We start from the raw sequence: 17520 nt of genomic DNA on the forward strand, positions 1-17520 counted from the left end.
AGAGCGGCGTTTAGTAACGTCCGCCAATAATTCTTGTTTTAAAACGATTGTCTGCTGAAACAGGTAGTTTATGCGGTGCCCGCTCAGGTTGCACCGATTCTGTAAGCGAGTGCAGAAATGCCTTAAGCAGTTGCTTTTCATTTGCGGTAAGATGTAATGAGTCTGCCGACAGCGTCTGGTTCGGCACGTCCAGACCGTGTCCCTGCCCGCCGCCGAAGTCATAGAAATCGATCACCTCGTCCATCGAGCGGAAAACGCCGTTATGCATGTAGGGCGCAGTGTGCATACTGTTCCGGAGACTTCCGGTGCGGAAAGCATGCATAGTTTCAGGCGCGGGATTCACTTTGTATCTTCCGGGATCTTTGCTCAAAGCTGCATAAGCCTTATCGGAAGGGGTGCCGAGCACTTCAAATTCGGATCCTATAAACGGAGGCTTCACGCCGTTGAACTGTGGCACGAAGTGGCAGGTGGCGCACTGTGCTTTTCCCATAAACAGGTTGAACCCTTTACGCGCATCATCGTGCAACTGTGTCTTTTGATCCATTGCCAGATCGAATGGTGCGGAAGCTTCGCTGAATTTACCGTAATAGTACGTGAGTGCAGAACTGATATGCTCTATGGAAACCGTTTTCAAATGCGGCGTGTACGGCAACAGCGATTCAAAAATACGTCTGTATTCAGCGCAGGACAGTACACGGGATACTATGTCGGCAACATTGCCGCTCATTTCGTCCGGGTTGGTCAGCACTCCCACTGTTTGATCCTGCAGCGTGATGTGCGATCCATCGGCCATTGCAAGATGATTGTATTGCGCATTGATCAGGGAGGGAGCATTGCGGCTCAGGAAGCCTTTATGATCAAACTGCTCCGGCGTGGCAGCCGTTGTATCCGTGAAGAACTGGTCCGACTTATGACAAGACGCGCAGGAGCGTTCCCCATTACCGGAAAGTATCGGATCGAAGAACAGCAGCTTACCCACCTTATCGATCTTCGCGAGCACGTCTTCATCGGTAACATTTACATAAATGCCTTTTACAGACTGACCCTCATACAGCTGCTTATCAAATATCGACTCCGCTGTCTTATTGAGCGCATAGTCCAGTGTACTGTGGCTTACCGCGTGTGTTTCCCTGATACGCTTTGCGTTCAGACGGTATAAGGGGTTGATATAATCACGCAGGAAGGTATAGTGATCGAATAAGGTAATATCTCCGGGCTGTGCTGACACAAATGATACCGCGCGTCGGTATAAGTCGATATACTCGCCGGACAAAGCCTCGGAAGGATAGGTTTCGTTGTAATGCTGATAAACGGACTGCATCGCGCTCATCATCATGTGCAGTTCCGGAATTACCTGGCCGGGGTCTGCGTTTTCGAAACCTGTGGTGTACAATGATGCCAGATTCAGCAGGTGCAGGCGATTGCAGAACAGGAAATGATCAAACTCTGCCGTGCGCTGTAATATGGAGTCGTGGAGATACACCTGCGACGCGCTAACGGCACGTGCAATCAGCTGTCTGAATGTGTCGCGTACCACCAGCTCACCGTCCAGGTATTGTTCGGCCAATAACAATCCTGCTCCCTCTCTGCGGTAAGGCTTTTCAAATTTTTCGAACACCTCTGTCTCCCATTCCACCGGCAGCGGGCCATTGATCTGCTTTTGTGCAAGCGGTTCCATATAGCGCAGCCAGATATCGCAACGTTTCATCACGATGCGACACTGACGGATGGCCTGCTTCAACGCGTCCCTACCCTGCTCACTTGTATAGTCAATCGTGTCGCTGATACGGAGCAGTCCGCTGAGGCAGGTATGCAAAGAATCCATACGTGCGCGGTAAAGCGTGTGATACGCTCCTTCCGGCTTAGCCGGCTTAAACGAAAAAGCACCACCTATAAGCAGTGTCAGCAAGACCAGTACAATTAATTTCTTTACACTCATAGCATGTTCTGAAAATCCGGACGGGAGCACCTGAAAAGGCGCTCCCACGGATAAATTTTCATTTTACAAACAGAATAATTCTACTTAGTGTGCGATCACCATCTTAACGCTTACGGTTTGGTTAGCGGAAGCTACACGCACGATATAGTTGCCGTTCGGCAGTGTTGATGTATTGATGTGCACCTGATTGTCTCCTGCATTCAGATCGCGGGATACGGTTTCCATTACCTGGCGACCATTCATATCCACGATCGTGAATTCGTAATGCTCTGCCTTTTTAAGGCTGATGGAAACGGTAGCAGCGTCACCGGTAGGATTCGGGAACAATTTCAGGAAAGAAGCATCGGCAGTCAGGCCGGCAACACTCGTACGATTGTTCAGCGCCACACCCTGAAGCGAGAAGCTATATACTTTTTCGTCGAAGTCGTTACTGTTGATCTGGATAGACGCCGTACGCAGTCCTACGACCATAGGAGCGAACTTCACGTTCAGTCGCAGTGAATCGCCGGCAGCAACTGTTGCCGGGAAAGTAGCCGGAGCTGTCAGGGAGAAGTCTCCGGCGTGTGCACCGCCAAAGCTTACACCGCTTACTTTAAGCGCTGCAGGGCCCGCATTTTTCACATAGAATGCTTTTGTAACGGTCATACCTGTATCGATATTTCCGAAATCGGTATTATCCATAGAAGTAGGGAACAGGTCGCCGTTGCTGATGTTCAGACCGTTACCGCTGATGCTGATTTCGGGGTTCGCGTTGTACGAATCCGGATTGAACAATGCAAACAGCTGACCACCTTCTGCCAGTTCGCCTGCGATTGAATAGTGCGCCTGATCTGCGCACAGGTACATACCTGCTCCGAGAATTTCCTGTACATCGAGGATACCGGAAGCTTCTTCATCTTGAGTGAGGTATTTGGAACCTCCGGACAGGAACATGGCTGAGTCGTGCTGAGCCAGGACAGTGAGTGTATCTTTTGCAAAATCGTACTGCATTACGCGACCGAGGTGTACGTTGTTACCTACGTCCTCAACGATCAATGCATGACCGAAATGGTCCACTGTAAGGTTGTCCATCATTTTCTGACCTTCGGTTCCGTCCAGAACAGCAGTGATCTTACCACCCAGAGAAGGACTGGCAGGATTAGTGAATTGCAGTTTCCACAAACGGCTCGGGCCGGTAAGTGAGTTGGTGGTGTTGAAGTAGAAAACGCTGTCGTTGGCAGGATCCCATGATCCGTCTTCAGGACGCAGGAAGGTGGTTATACCCAGTGAATTACTGTTTGTGTTGATCGTAGCACCTGTCATGGAAGAGACATCGCCCAGATCCACAAGCGAGAACGCTGTGCCCGGAGTGGGAACAGAGGAACCGGATTCTGCAGCGAGACCGGACACGGCAATACCGAACAGTTTACCGTTGGTAAGTCCGGCCTTTTCAATTTCCAGACCGCTGTTGGTTTTTGCGCCTATATATACGTACACCTGGCCCGGGGTGGCATCATCCATACCGATGAGCACCGTTGAATCTGATTCATATCCGTGACCCACAAAGTTTTCCCAGGACGCTTTACCGAGGCGGGGTACTTCGTAAGAAGAACCGGCATCGGGACCGGAAGCCACGTGCGCCATAGCGCGGCCTTCCGCGCCTGTTTCCTCACCATTCATATAAATACGGGCAAGTGTTCCTTTACCTGTTTTAGCATTGTAATATGCGGAAACAGGTGCCAGATCACCGGAACAAAAACGGTCGAATGCCGCTGATGCAGACGGTGCGGAAGAATAGTAAGTGAAATATCTTCCGGCTGCTACGTTCCAGAGATTCACACGTTGCATGAGATCGCTGCCGCTTAATACTTTCAGATCAGATTTACGGATGATCCAGCGGGATACGAAGGTGCCGGTAGAACCGTGTGCACGTGTGGTGCCGGATGTCTTTCCGAGCTCATGGTTCATGAGCAGGGTAAATGTACCGTCATTGTTATCGAACGCACCGAGTCCGTCCGGAATACCCGTCATACGGTAGCCGGAGATGGTGTCGCCTACTGTCAGAACAGAGGTAATTTTCACGCCGGGAGCAACCGGCAGCACATAAGGAGCGGAGGAAGAGCTGGGGCCTTTCACTACCGTCTGGGCATTGGCTTCTGCCGCGTGTAACAGCGGAAGACACATTGCAGCAAGTACAGCTTTTTTCATTTGTCGTTTCATTATTTGCCACAAAATTCAAGTCCGAATGTTGCCAAATAGTTAACGCATGATGACAATAGCATGAAGGAAATGTAAACGAGCTGCAATAAAAAAGCCGGACGTGTGTCCGGCTGCAATATTTTATCTGCGGTTCGCTACAGGTAAACGCTCATCTCCTTCTGGTATTGCCTTGCAGCAGCGGCAGCGGCTTCTGCGAAATGCTCGTCGTTACCGGCATAAATCACACCGCGCGAAACATTGATCAGCACACCGGCATCGCTGTTCAGCGTATTCCGGCAAACGGTGTCCACGTCTCCACCCTGTGCACCCACGCCCGGTATCAGAAAGAAATGATCGGGACAAAGGCTTCTTACATGGGCCAGTTGTTCTTTGCGGGTCGCACCTACCACAAACATGATATTTTCCGGAGTACCCCAGGAGGCCACTCTTTCCAGCACATGCTCATACAATGGTCTTCCATCCACCAGGAGATGCTGAAAGTCCAGACTGCCTTCGTTGGAGGTAATACCCAATACAATCCCCCATTTATCGCGGAATTCCAGAAAAGGAGCGACACTGTCTTTACCCATGTAAGGGGCAATGGTCACACTGTCGAATTCATAGGTTTCAAAAAAAGTCTTCGCATATTGGGTGGAAGTATTGCCGATATCGCCACGTTTTGCATCTGCAATGGTGAAAATATTCCGCGGGATGTAAGCCAGCGTACGCTCCAGACTTTGCCAGCCTTTGAGGCCCTGAGCTTCATAAAAAGCCGTGTTGATCTTGTAGGATACGGCAAACTCCTGCGTGGCGTCGATGATCGCCTTATTGAATGCAAAAACCGGGTCTTCTTCCTGCAGCAAATGGGACGGAATCTTTGTCAGATCAGTGTCCAGGCCTACACATAACACAGATTTTTTCTGATGGATCTGGGAAACAATTTCAGCTCTTTTCATATCGCCGCAAGTTACACCGTTCCCGCTGGTTTCCATATGTATTTCAGCGTAATAAACTATAGCAACGGCCTGATAACCAATTTGAAAAAACAATTATTTTAGTAAAAACATATACTTTTCTCATCGATTGATAGCAATTTATACGGTAAATAATGGGTTTTTTATTTTTATGGGAGTAATTTGCGGCCGTAAAAAAACCTGTATATGCGTGTAGCAATGTTTTCCCGATTGATGTTAATCGCTGCCGGAGCAGCACTGATCGCTTCCTGTCATGGAGACGGAGGCCCCAAACACCCCAAACCACCTAAAGGTCCGACGGCGATCTGTTCTATTCCCCAGGGCGAAAAGCCTATTGATTTCTATTTGTCTTACGCAGCAGACAGCAACCGGTATCTGTACACTATATCGGAACTGGACTCAGGTGTGGCTAACTTCTTCACTTACTACAAGTATAGGGCCAACCAGCAGACGATCGAACTGGACACCCCGAATCAGTCGCTGCGTGTGCAGGACCTGGTGGACATGTATAATCTGCTCAAACAAAACCAGTCGCTGGGTTACAATCCGAGCTATGATTATGCAGCTTTAAAAATGAGCGTGGGTATGGATGGCAAAAAAGTGCTGCTGATTTTTGAACCGGTGGTATTAAAGCCAACGGCCGAGGATTCCAACCTTTGTACGATAACGAGCAGTTGCTCTTATTTCAAATCGCAACCGTCCGCTTCCATGATCGTGCTGGATTCGGCATCGGCACTGGAACTTGTGAATTCGCTCTGCAGTCCGATGAGTCCTATTTATATCGACCATCCGGCAAACCCGGAGATCCATACGTTTATCAACTCGGACGGTCCTGACGGAGACACCCGTTCTATGATCATGACATTCCAGGAAATCTTCGGTATGTATTGCGCCAATGTCACAACGCCGTCTATGGCTGACCGCATCAATTTTACGATTGCGGCTAATCAGATGGAACCTCAGGGGAATTTCAAAATGCACGTTGTCGTGAATTATAAAATCGGTCAGAATAGTCCGGCTATCAATACCTTTACCGGAGACGGGGCAGATTATTCAACCAATTGTCCGACACATTGCGACATCATCAACATTTTAAAAGACCCTAACAGTGTTTACGAAAATCCTCACCACTCTGGGCGTTGATGCAGTAGGACTGTTTATAGCACTCTTTTTATTCCCGAAGCTTTCAAAACAATACAGGCTTCTGGCAGTATACGCTATTATTACGGGCGTAGCGGAGATCAGCGGATCGGTTATGAACGAATTCCATATACTGAACACGTTTTTATTTTCGGTATACGGAATCTGCGCTTACATCGTCCTTTCTTTTTTCTGCTTCACCTATGATCAAAATAAAAAGGCCTACCTGGCAGGAATACCCATTGCAATTGCTGCATGGGTATTTAATCTGTACCAGGTAGGCCCTGATAAGTTTCTCTCGCTGTTTTTCGGAGTACATGCCCTGCTGCTCGTCATGCAGTTTTTTGTCATTCTCTACCGCACGGCGATTTCCACAGATGGCAATTTTCTGAAACAACCGGTATTGTACGTATCGCTGGGTATCATATTCTTTTATGGCTGCAGTGCACATTACTGGTCCGTGCTTCACTACTTCGTGAAAGAATCACGCCCCGCGGATGAGCGGCTGGCAGACATCCTTGTACTTGGATTTTCAAATCTTAAGGGCATTTTTATGATCATTTGTTTGTTACTTGCAAAAAAAGAAAGTCAGAGAGCGGTATGTACTCGCAGGTAGCATTAGGAATTTTGACGATGGCAGGCATTATTTTCCTGCTGATCACAGGCGCGGTGATCGTGATCCTGCTTGCGCGTAAAAGGAAAATAGAAGGTGATCTCAAAGCAGTCAGATACGAGAACGAACTGAACCGTGTGGAGCTCGCATCCCTGCGTGCGCAGATGAATCCGCATTTTATATTCAATTGCCTTAACTCCATCCGGCTGCTGACCGAAAAGCATGAATCGGAAGCGGCTTCGGCTTATCTGGGAAAGTTCTCCAAGCTCATCCGGAATAACCTGGAACAGGCCCGCAGCGACCGTAACTCATTGCGTTTCGAGATACAGACCCTGCAACTCTACCTGGAAATGGAATCGCTGCGGATTAAAGATAAAGTACGCTGGACCATCACCCACGACGAAGCAATGGATCTGGATTTCCTGGAGATTCCTTCGATGTTCCTGCAACCTTATGTAGAGAATGCAATATGGCATGGCCTGATGCATCGCGATACTCCGGGAGAACTGAGCATACGTTTTGAAGAAGACACGGACAAAGAACTCCTCAGAATCGTGATCGAAGACAACGGTATAGGACGTGCTGCATCTGCTGTTATCAACCAGCAACGCAGCAAACAGCATCAGTCGCTTGCCACACGTATCAATGAGGAACGCGTGAGCAGAATGAACAAAAAGGACAATGACGAGGAAACCCAGGTGGTGATAACCGATCTGTTTGACAATCACGGGAATGCAGCAGGCACCAGGGTGTTTATCCAGATGCCGCTCTGACAATCTGGCTATCAGTACAGTATACTGCTGCAAAATAACGATCTTTACCCCGTCGTACGAGCAACCAATCCGGTAAAAATCGATAAACAATGAAGCCAATAAATACAATTATCGTAGATGATGAAGCCGACAGTATCGAATTATTACAGATACAGTTAAAAAAACATTGCCCGCAGGTACATGTGCTGGCAACGTTCAATGATCCGCTCACGGCGATGGCGCAGATGGGAAGCTTTGAACCGGATCTCATTTTCAGTGATATTGAAATGCCGCGCATGACAGGACTGGAACTCATGCAGCGGGCAAGGCCTGCCGGCGCGCAGGTGGTCTTCGTAACAGCCTTTAATGAGTATGCCGTAAAGGCATTCCGTGCCAATGCGCTTGACTTCCTCACCAAACCCGTTCAGGAGTCGGAGCTGATAGAAGTAGTGAACAAAGTACAGTCGAATCTCAGACAGCAATTGAGCGAACGGCTCGAATCTGCCAAAAACTCCTTTCAGAACAGAACTATCGACAGGATCGCTATTGCCACACAACAAGACGTTTCTTTTATACGGCTGGCCGACATTGTGATGGCGGAAGCTAAAAACAGCTATGCAGAGCTGCTGCTGCAAACCGGCAAAAAAGTGCTGATGAGCAAAAGCCTGAAAGATCTGGAAGATATTACGGACCCCGACAAATTCATCCGCATTCACCGGCAATACCTCGTGAATATTGACTATGTGCGCTCCTTCAACCGGCAGGAAAGCACGGTACTCCTGAAAGACAATATCGAAATTCCGGTGGCACGTGCCAAGCGGGATGAGCTTTTCCAGAAATTTTCGTGGTTATAGACCTAAAGAATGACAGCGCTCCTGTAAATCTGAACTTCTGTAAGTATTTTTGACCTTTCAATAAGTATATGATCGGGATAAAGTGCTGTCAGAGCTGCGGACTGCCATGGGACAAAGATCCGCAAAAGGGTGGTTCCAATGCAGACGGCTCCAGAAATGAAGATTATTGCAGCTATTGCTACCAGAATGGCAGTTTTGTACAACCCGGCTGGATAGCGGCAGATATGCAACGCTATGTGGTACAGGTGCTCACCAAAAGAGGGTTTCCGGAAATGATGGCACGCATGATGGTAAAGGGTATTCCGAAGCTGAAACGCTGGCAGACTTCCGATTCACAATAAGCAAAGAGTTTTTGAATGAGCAGTAACGCAACCTCACAGAAATCGGTAACGAGCCGCATTGACGCCGCTACTTTCTGGCTGTATATGGCGCTGGTGGTGATCGGCATTGTGGCAGTGTTCTCGGTGGAATACAGATCCACAGATCCTACTATTTTTATGATGAGCAAAAGCCATATGAAGCAAACCATCTGGCTGGGCATCTCTCTTTTCGTCGGGATGATCATCATTTTCACCGATTCCAAATTTTTCTCCTCATTCGCTTTTCTCTCCTACACCGTCTGTCTGTTGCTGATGATTGCTACGATCTTCATCGGACAGAATATGAAGGGCTCGCACAGCTGGCTTTCGCTGGGTGGCGGAATCCGGTTTCAGCCGGGAGAGATCGGCAAGATATTTACCTCACTGGCGCTGGCGCGCTTCCTTTCGCTGGGGGAAACAGATTTCCGCAGAACAAAGGATCGCTTTATCGGGCTGGCCATTGCGCTGGTACCGGCGATGGTGATTATCCTGCAAAATGAGACCGGGCTTGCGCTCGTATATTTTTCCTTTATCCTTGTAATGTACCGCGAAGGCTTACCCAACGCGATTCTCATCACTATTTTCGCACTGGGCTTCCTCACAATATCCACCCTGTTACTGAGCCATACCGTGATGCTGATCCTTATCCTTATGCTAGCAACCGGGATAGGATTGCTGCTGCGCCACTCGTTACGCAGGGAGGGTGCGGCGCGTATCGTATTTATCGGATCTTTATTATTTGCGTTACTTTTTTCGCAGGTGATGATCCCGCTGGCATTTAAAAAAGTATTGAAGAATTACCAGATTGAGCGCATTTACACAATGCTCGGAAGGGATGTTCCCGACGAATATGTCAAATACGATGAAGAATCTTCCGGGAAGAAAAAAGACCCGGGCTACAACGTCCGTCAGTCGATGATTGCGATCGGATCCGGAGGATTCTGGGGAAAAGGCTACCTGAACGGTACTTCCACCAAAAACTCATTTGTACCGGAACAGAATACGGATTTCATCTTTTGCTCTATCGGCGAGCAATTCGGTTTTCTCGGCAGCTTTGTGGTGATTGGTCTGTATATACTGCTGATGCTGCGCATACTTACGGTTGCCGAAAGACAGAAATCCCCGTTCAGCCGTATCTATGGCTATTGTGTGGCATCGGTTTTATTCTTTCACTTTGCAATCAATATTTCGATGACGATCGGGCTGGCACCTGTTATCGGCATTACACTTCCGTTCATCAGTTACGGAGGAACTTCCCTGCTCTCATTCAGCATCCTGATCTTTATCCTGCTGAAACTGGACACGGACAGAAGTCTGATGATCCACTAAAATCCCGCTGTTCCTCACCCGGATAACAAGGGAAACATCCGGTATCTTTGAAACGACATTATCCTGATACGCTATGCGCAAACTATTTTTATTCGGCAGTCTTTGTCTGCTCGGCAAAGTAACAACAGCCCAGAACAAACAGATCACACTGGAGGATATCTGGAAGAACGGAACCTTCCGCATGAAATCTGTTCCGGGCTTCAATGCAATGAAGGACGGAAAGACCTACCTGCAAACCGATAACGAAGGCGGCAAATCCGTAATCAATGTTTATGACCTGGCTACCGGAAAAAAACTGAAGACACTGTTTGATAACGAAGTATTTGGTGCAGGCGGCAAACCGCTCGCCTTTGCGGATTACAGCCTGAGCACAGACGAACGCCGTCTGCTGCTGTATTGCGAGGGAGAGAACATCTATCGCCGATCGGTACTGTGGAAAGTATATGCATATGACCTGACGGCTAAAAAGCTGACGCAGATAGACACGGGTAAGATATTGCACGCCAGCTTCAGTCCGGACGGCACCAAAGTTGCATTTGTAAAAGAGAACAACCTGTTTTATAAAGACCTTGCAAACGGCGGCACCACGCAGGTAACCAATGACGGGCAACGGAATAAAATCATCAATGGTAACTGCGACTGGGTGTACGAGGAAGAGTTTGAATTTACCCAGGCCTATCAATGGTCGCCCGAAGGAAAGCACCTGGCCTATTATAAGTTTGACGAATCGGCTGTGCCGGAGTACACCATGACCGTTTACGACGCGCTCTACCCCACACCTTATAAATATAAATACCCGAAAGCCGGAGAGCGGAACTCCACAGTAGGAATCTATGTGTACGACCTCGCGGCTAAAACCAATATCCATCTCGACCTGCATGAAGAGCAGGATCAATATATTCCGCGCATTAAATGGTCGCAAACCGACTCGATGCTGGGAGTATTCCGCATGAACCGCCATCAGAACGAACTGGAGTTGCTGTTTGCACATCTGCCTGATGGCAAACTGAGCAGCGTTTACCAGGAGCGTAATCAATATTATATAGACGTAACGGACAATTTTGCGTTCCTTCCCGATAACAGATCTTTCCTGATCAGCAGCGAGAAAAGCGGCAATAACCAATTGTACCGTTACGATTGGAAAGCAAAACTGATGCAGCCGATAAGCGCCGCCGGCAGTGACATAGAATCGATAACCGGCATTGACGAACAAAAGAAACTGGTCTATTACAGCGCTGCGGTGAACTCCCCCATGGAACGGCAGCAATATGTTGCCGACTGGAACGGCAAATCGCGCAAATGTATTACGCCTGAACCAGGCACGCACGGAGTGGCATTCTGCCAGGGGAACCGCTATTTCCTGGATAAGTACAGCGGCCTGAACCAGGTGCCTGTATTTTACCTGCGGGATGCACGCGGGAAGATCGTACGCAGCCTGGAAGACAATGCTGCACTGCGTAAAAAAATGGATGAATATCAATTGGGAAACATCCGGTTTACCCGTATCATGGGCGTTAAGGAAGAACTGAACGCCTGGATGATCACCCCGCCCGGTTTCGATTCCACAAAAAAATACCCTGTACTGATGTACCAGTATAGTGGTCCGGGATCTCAGATGGTAGGTGATAAATTTCCTGTCGGCGATTTTTTCTGGCACCAGATGCTTGCGCAGAAAGGATATATTATATTCTGTGCGGATGGTACCGGAACGGGATTCCGCGGGGAATCATTCAAAAAGCAGACCTACAAGCAACTTGGCAAGCTGGAAAGCGAAGACCAGATAGCGGTGGCGCGCAACCTGGCCAAACTGCCTTTTGTGGACGGAGCAAGAATTGGTATATGGGGCTGGAGCTTCGGCGGCTTTATGAGTTCAACCTGTATCCTGAAAGGAAACGACGTTTTCAAAATGGCGATTGCCGTGGCCCCGGTGACGAACTGGCGTTACTATGATAATATTTATACAGAGCGGTATATGCAGACGCCAGTTGAAAACCCGGAAGGCTATGATGAAAATGCACCTGAAAAAATGGCCTCCCGGCTGAAGGGCAAGTTCCTACTGGTTCATGGTACTGCAGACGATAACGTGCACTTTCAGAATTCAGTGATGCTGGCAGAGCAACTGATTCAGAATAACAAAGCATTTGAAGACGCTTACTACCCGAACAAGAATCATGGTATCAGCGGCGGCAACACACGACTGCACCTGTATGACCGGATGACGCGGTTTATTCTACAAAATTTGTAAGATTACATAGATTAGTTATCTCCTAAAAAGCATATGTTAAAGCCCTCTCTGCGGAGAGGGCTTTTTTGTGCATGCAAAATTCGCCCATTCATGCTGATCTACAGCGTATATACATTATCAATATAATTTATTGTTGTTAAATTTTCCTTTACAGAATTTTAATTCATATCTTGCAAAACATATGTATGATTTTAATACTGTCTCCATTTAGCAAAACAAACAATCATTTTACAAACTATTTAGTTTACAGAACTATCTAACAACACATTTATGGGATTAAGGTTTACTTGTAAGACCGCACTAATCAGTGCGGTAGTGGTTTTGGGCGCCTCATATGCCAAAGCTCAGAAGGTATCCGGCGACGGATTCCTTAAGGGGCAATATGTAGAGGTTGGCATTGCTCCGAACGGATGTTTCGGTTCCCAGTATGGAGCTCCACTAGGGTTCCACGGCCGGTCTCTTGCCACATATTCTCCCGCTGCGGCAATTGGTTTTGTGGCCGACCCGGATAAAGATGGCTGGACAACCGGTATTCCCACTTATGTCGGCGACTATTTCATGCCGGCATCCGAATACCAGAGTTGGGCAATCGAGATCAACGGAACCGTTTATACGATGAACCGCTATACGGCATCTTCTGCCGGCGGTACTACCTTTCCTGCAGGTGTTACCGGTGCGGTCGATACTTATTACGTTGCCGGAAGAGAAAAGCATATTATATGGAAGGGTACAATAGGAGCGCTTTCCATCACCAAGGATATTTATATCGATACGACCTCTCTTTACTTCGTCGAAAAAGTGAAGGTAAAAAATACAGGTGCCACTGCACTGAACGGAATCTATTTCGGTCAGGGTGTGAATCCGGACAACGATGCCGGCGCAACCGGAGACCTGAACACTGCCGACACGGTTGTGTATCAGACTCCCAACACTGCCAACCGATCTCTTGTCAGTGCCCGCGGGAATTCGGGTGCCTACCTGGGGCTGGGTTCCAAAGACTGCCGCGCGAAAGTGTTCCGCTTTAATTTTAGCGCTACCTCTCCTTTTATTACAAGCACACTGCTTTCAGGTATCTACGCCGGCGATGGATCTAACGGACACTATTTTTCGGGGGGCGCATCAGGACAAAATAATTTCATCGGTGTAGTTTTCAATCTCGGCAATCTTGCTGCCGGAGACAGCACCACCTGTTCCTATGCCTATATCCTCAGACAACCTGATCTGGACAGCGCGCTGAACAACATCAAACCGAATTTTGCACAAGGATCGAACAAGTACAAGAACGGTGATACGGTCAGCGTCTGCGCGGGTTCTACGCTGAGCATGACTATTGAAAACGGAGGCGCTTACGCTTATACTTTCCCCGCTGGACTCGCTTCGGGCAGTGCATATTCCTTCTCCCTGATTGCACGTGCCGATTCTACCGTAACATATTCTTTTGTCGGAACACCTTTATCTGCAACCTGTTCTCTCAACGACACCATCACGCTTACTGTAAAACCGCTCGCTATTCCGCTGACTATGGTCGACACCTCGTCTCCGGAAATATGTGCAGGCCAGTCTGTAACGCTTACAGCGGCATCCGGCACAAAAGGCAATGCACTTGATTTCAGCGGCGCTTACGGTTATTACGGTTCTGTTCCGAATTCATCCGATATATCCCTGAGCGGCTCCAGCGCATTTACCGTTGAAGCCTGGGTGTACCCACGTGAAAACAAACATCAGAACATCCTGTTCCACTCCCTCGGCTGCTCCAGCTGGCACAACTGGACCATGGGCATCGGCGGCTTTGAAGCGGGCAACGAATGGACTCCGAAAAAATGGTGGTTCTCCTTCCTTACCGGAAACGGATCAGGTGTTAATTATGTGGCAAGTGCAGACACTGTTGTAACCAATCAATGGGCACACATCGCGGTGACCTACGATGGTTCCAACCTTAAACTATACGTAAACGGTGTACTGAACGCGACAAGAGCCGCGTCCGGTGTACCCTGGAACTCTACGGAAAAATTATATTTCGGATTTGACCCGGGCTGCGGCGGCCGCGTCCCGATGAATGGCAAACTGGATGAAGTGCGTATCTGGAACAAAACCAGGTCTGCATCCGAGATCAGCGGCACTTACAAAAACGTCATTGATCCGGGCAGCGCAAACCTTAAAGCCTACTGGCGTTTCGATGAAAACAACGGCAAGTACTTCTATGACCTTACAGCCGGAAACAATCACGGAACGCTTACCAACACCGTCGGTCGCGAGAAGCCGTCAACAGCTCCGATGATCGCCGCAACAAGCGGAACAATCACTTACGCATGGTCTCCTGCCACAGGTCTTACTCCGGCCACGGGAAGCCCTGTAGTAGCCAATCCATCTGCTACCACAACGTATACGCTTACATCCACAAGCAGCGCTAACGGGTGTACAAATACCAATAAAGTACTGGTGAATGTGAACCCGTTGCCACTTGCACCGGCCACTACCACATCTTACACTTATTGCCAGGGCGTAACCGCCACCACACTTACTGCTACTGCCGCTTCCGGAAATACGCTCAGATGGTACACGGTGGCAACAGGCGGCACGCCGCTTGCTTCAGCGCCCACTCCGTCTACCAGCATCACCGGCACTACTACTTACTATGTAAGCCAGCTGATCACCGCTACAGGTTGTGAAGGGCCCAGAACGGCAATTACAATCACGGTGAATCCTACTCCTTCCGCACCGGTGGTAACAAGTCCGGTGAATCTTTGTCTTGGCGGCTCTGCTTCAGCATTGACGGCAACCAAATCTTCCCCGACGGATACCATTATGTGGTACACAGCGCCAAGCGGCGGAACAGGTTCAACAACGGCTCCGGTTCCAAGCACTGCAACAATCGGCAGCACTAACTATTATCCGAGCCTTAAAACAAACCTCGGCTGCGAAGGTTCACGCGCGACCATTACGGTAAATGTGAATCCGCTTCCGGTAGCTCCGCTGGTAACCACTCCGGTTACTTATTGCCAGAATGCAACAGCAACCGCTCTTTCCGCCACAGGCACAAACCTTAAGTGGTACACTGTTGCGACGGGTGGCACCGCAAGCACTACTGCGCCTGTTCCAAGCACAGCTACAGCAGGAACCTTTACTTATTATGTGAGCCAGAGCAGCGACCCTTCATCAGGTTCATGCGAAGGTCCGAGAGCAGCAATCACCGTAACGATCAACCCTACACCGGTTGCACCTGTGGTGACGACTCCCGTTACTTACTGTCTTAACGCTACGGCAAGCGCCTTGGTTGCGACCAAAGCCCTGACCGCAGACACATTGCTCTGGTACACTGCTGCAACAGGCGGTACCGGAAGCTCAGCCACTCCTACCCCGTCTACTGCCACAGCCGGAACGACCACTTACTATGTAAGCGAAAAAACACCGTTGGGATGTGAAGGTCCGAGAGCTTCCATTGTGGTGACCGTAAATGCATTGCCGGCAGCTCCTACCGTTACTACTCCGGTGAACCTGTGTATCGGCGGACCAAGCAGTGCGCTCACAGCCACAGGAACCAATATCAAATGGTATACCGTGGCTACCGGCGGCACATCAAGTTCTACTGCTCCCACACCGACTACCGCAACTGTCGGCACAACCGTTTACTACGTAAGTCAGACAAGCAGTACTACCGGATGTGAAAGCCAGAGATCAGCTATCTCCGTTATCGTGAACGATCTGCCTGCAGCTCCAGTTGTGGCATCACCGCTCAACCTTTGCGTGGGTGGTTCCAGCAGCGCGCTTACCGCTACCGGCACAACGCTGAAATGGTACACTGCTGCTACCGGCGGAACAGGAAGCACAACCGCTCCTACTCCGAGCACCGCAAGCGTGGGCAGTACCAATTACTATGTAAGCCAGACCTCTTCTGTAGGTTGTGAGGGAACAAGAGCTACCCTGACTGTTGTGGTAAATGCATTGCCTGCTGCACCTACCGTGGTAACTCCTGTAAACCTTTGTATCGATGTTATACCCGGTGCGCTCACCGCCACGGGTTCTAACCTGAAATGGTATGTGGCCCCGACGGGCGGCGTTGGCAATACGACAGCCCCCGTACCTTCCACAACCACGCTGGGTACAACAACTTACTATGTAAGTCAGACCTCTTCTGTAGGATGTGAGGGCAACCGTTCTTCCATCTCGGTTATTGTAAATCCTTCCCCTACACTTACCATCACTCCGGTGGGAGTTCCGGATTTCGTATTCTGCGATTCCCGTACAGTAACATTAAAAGCGAACACCGATATCGGTACATCTTTCCAATGGTTCAAAACCGGGGTGAATATTCCGGGCGAAACAAACGATAGTCTCAAAGCGGGAACAAAAGCTTATTACGGCGTAACGGTATCCAGCGTTTACGGTTGTATACGCAAAGATTCCGTTCTTGTAAAAGACAATCCACTGCCGATGCCAACGTTGTCCCCAACAGACGTTCAGATCTGTCAGGGCGTGGATATTGTGCTGTACGCCAAACCTGTGGTTCCTACCTACACCTACGAATGGTTCTACAACGGCAACCCGATGCTGCTGCCTCCGACAACAGACAACACGCCTGTGAGTGCGGACGGTGCTTATTATGTTACCGTTACGGATTATTATACCTGTGTACGCAACACGAACTTCTCTATCGTGAGCAATTATCCTGCACTGATCCGTCCGGTGATCGTACGTATGGATCCGGTACTGAAACTGAACCGCAGCTATGCAAAATATCAGTGGTACCGCAACTACAAACAGATCCCCGGAGCCACTTCGTCTACGTACACAATGAGCTTCGACGGCATTTACTATGCAGAAGTTACGGATAACAATGACTGTTTTACAGTATCCGACACGGTAGAAGTAGCTCAGCTGAGTGTGAAAAACCTGGCCAGCGATGCATCTGTGAAGATCTATCCGAATCCGAGTACGGGAACGGTACACATTGATGCTCCTTTCGCAGTAAATGTGACAGTACTGGACATGGTCGGAAAAGAAGTGTTATCAGCACAAAAAGCTGCATCCGTTGATCTGACCCGTTTGTCTGACGGTGTGTATTTCTTCCGTGTATTCAACGAAGAAGGAACATTGATCGGCGTTGAGAAAATCAACAAAATAAGCAATCAGTAAAAGT

General features: G+C 49.0%; 11 protein-coding genes. 8 read left to right on the forward strand and 3 right to left on the reverse strand.

The genetic code is table 11. The features are described from left to right. Positions 1–10 precede the first annotated feature (10 nt). The 3 genes from ABD846_RS12375 to pyrF all read right to left on the reverse strand — a co-directional run bounded on the left by ABD846_RS12375 (position 11) and on the right by pyrF (position 5073). Complete coding sequence (locus ABD846_RS12375; RefSeq protein WP_344827427.1) at positions 11–1939, reverse strand: cytochrome-c peroxidase; 1929 nt, start codon at positions 1937–1939, stop codon at positions 11–13. A gap of 84 nt (positions 1940–2023) precedes the next feature. After that, entirely contained in the window at positions 2024–4126 is a 2103-nt protein-coding gene (locus ABD846_RS12380) for a T9SS type A sorting domain-containing protein (RefSeq protein ID WP_344827431.1), read from the reverse strand. A 146-nt stretch (positions 4127–4272) separates the two neighbouring features. Then, a complete protein-coding gene (gene pyrF / locus ABD846_RS12385; RefSeq protein ID WP_344827433.1) occupies positions 4273–5073 on the reverse strand; it encodes an orotidine-5'-phosphate decarboxylase in 801 nt (266 codons plus the stop codon). A 204-nt stretch (positions 5074–5277) separates the two neighbouring features. Between pyrF and ABD846_RS12390 the strand changes: the two genes are divergently transcribed. The 8 genes from ABD846_RS12390 to ABD846_RS12425 all read left to right on the forward strand — a co-directional run bounded on the left by ABD846_RS12390 (position 5278) and on the right by ABD846_RS12425 (position 17516). Beyond that, complete coding sequence (locus ABD846_RS12390; protein ID WP_344827435.1) at positions 5278–6234, forward strand: hypothetical protein; 957 nt, start codon at positions 5278–5280, stop codon at positions 6232–6234. Then, positions 6200–6847, forward strand: a complete 648-nt coding sequence (locus ABD846_RS12395) for a hypothetical protein (RefSeq protein ID WP_344827438.1) — start codon at positions 6200–6202, stop codon at positions 6845–6847. Before ABD846_RS12390 ends, ABD846_RS12395 begins: the two co-directional genes overlap by 35 nt. Beyond that, positions 6832–7617, forward strand: a complete 786-nt coding sequence (locus ABD846_RS12400) for a sensor histidine kinase (RefSeq protein WP_344827441.1) — start codon at positions 6832–6834, stop codon at positions 7615–7617. The genes ABD846_RS12395 and ABD846_RS12400 overlap by 16 nt, the downstream gene beginning before the upstream one ends. A gap of 89 nt (positions 7618–7706) precedes the next feature. Continuing rightward, complete coding sequence (locus tag ABD846_RS12405; RefSeq protein WP_344827444.1) at positions 7707–8450, forward strand: LytR/AlgR family response regulator transcription factor; 744 nt, start codon at positions 7707–7709, stop codon at positions 8448–8450. A gap of 68 nt (positions 8451–8518) precedes the next feature. Next, on the forward strand, positions 8519–8791 hold the full coding sequence (locus ABD846_RS12410; RefSeq protein ID WP_344827447.1) for a zinc ribbon domain-containing protein: 273 nt from the start codon (positions 8519–8521) through the stop codon (positions 8789–8791). A 15-nt stretch (positions 8792–8806) separates the two neighbouring features. Further along, complete coding sequence (rodA, locus tag ABD846_RS12415) at positions 8807–10138, forward strand: rod shape-determining protein RodA (RefSeq protein ID WP_344827449.1); 1332 nt, start codon at positions 8807–8809, stop codon at positions 10136–10138. Between the two features lie 73 nt (positions 10139–10211). After that, positions 10212–12383, forward strand: coding sequence for a DPP IV N-terminal domain-containing protein (locus tag ABD846_RS12420; protein WP_344827452.1), 2172 nt, complete (start codon positions 10212–10214; stop codon positions 12381–12383). Between the two features lie 270 nt (positions 12384–12653). Beyond that, positions 12654–17516 carry an Ig-like domain-containing protein gene (locus tag ABD846_RS12425; RefSeq protein ID WP_344827455.1) on the forward strand — a complete coding sequence of 1621 codons (4863 nt, stop codon included), beginning with the start codon at positions 12654–12656 and terminating at the stop codon, positions 17514–17516. The last annotated feature ends 4 nt before the right edge of the window (positions 17517–17520 follow it).

Origin of the sequence: Rurimicrobium arvi (genome assembly GCF_039540495.1) — a bacterium.
In the GTDB taxonomy this organism is placed as follows: domain Bacteria; phylum Bacteroidota; class Bacteroidia; order Chitinophagales; family Chitinophagaceae; genus Rurimicrobium; species Rurimicrobium arvi.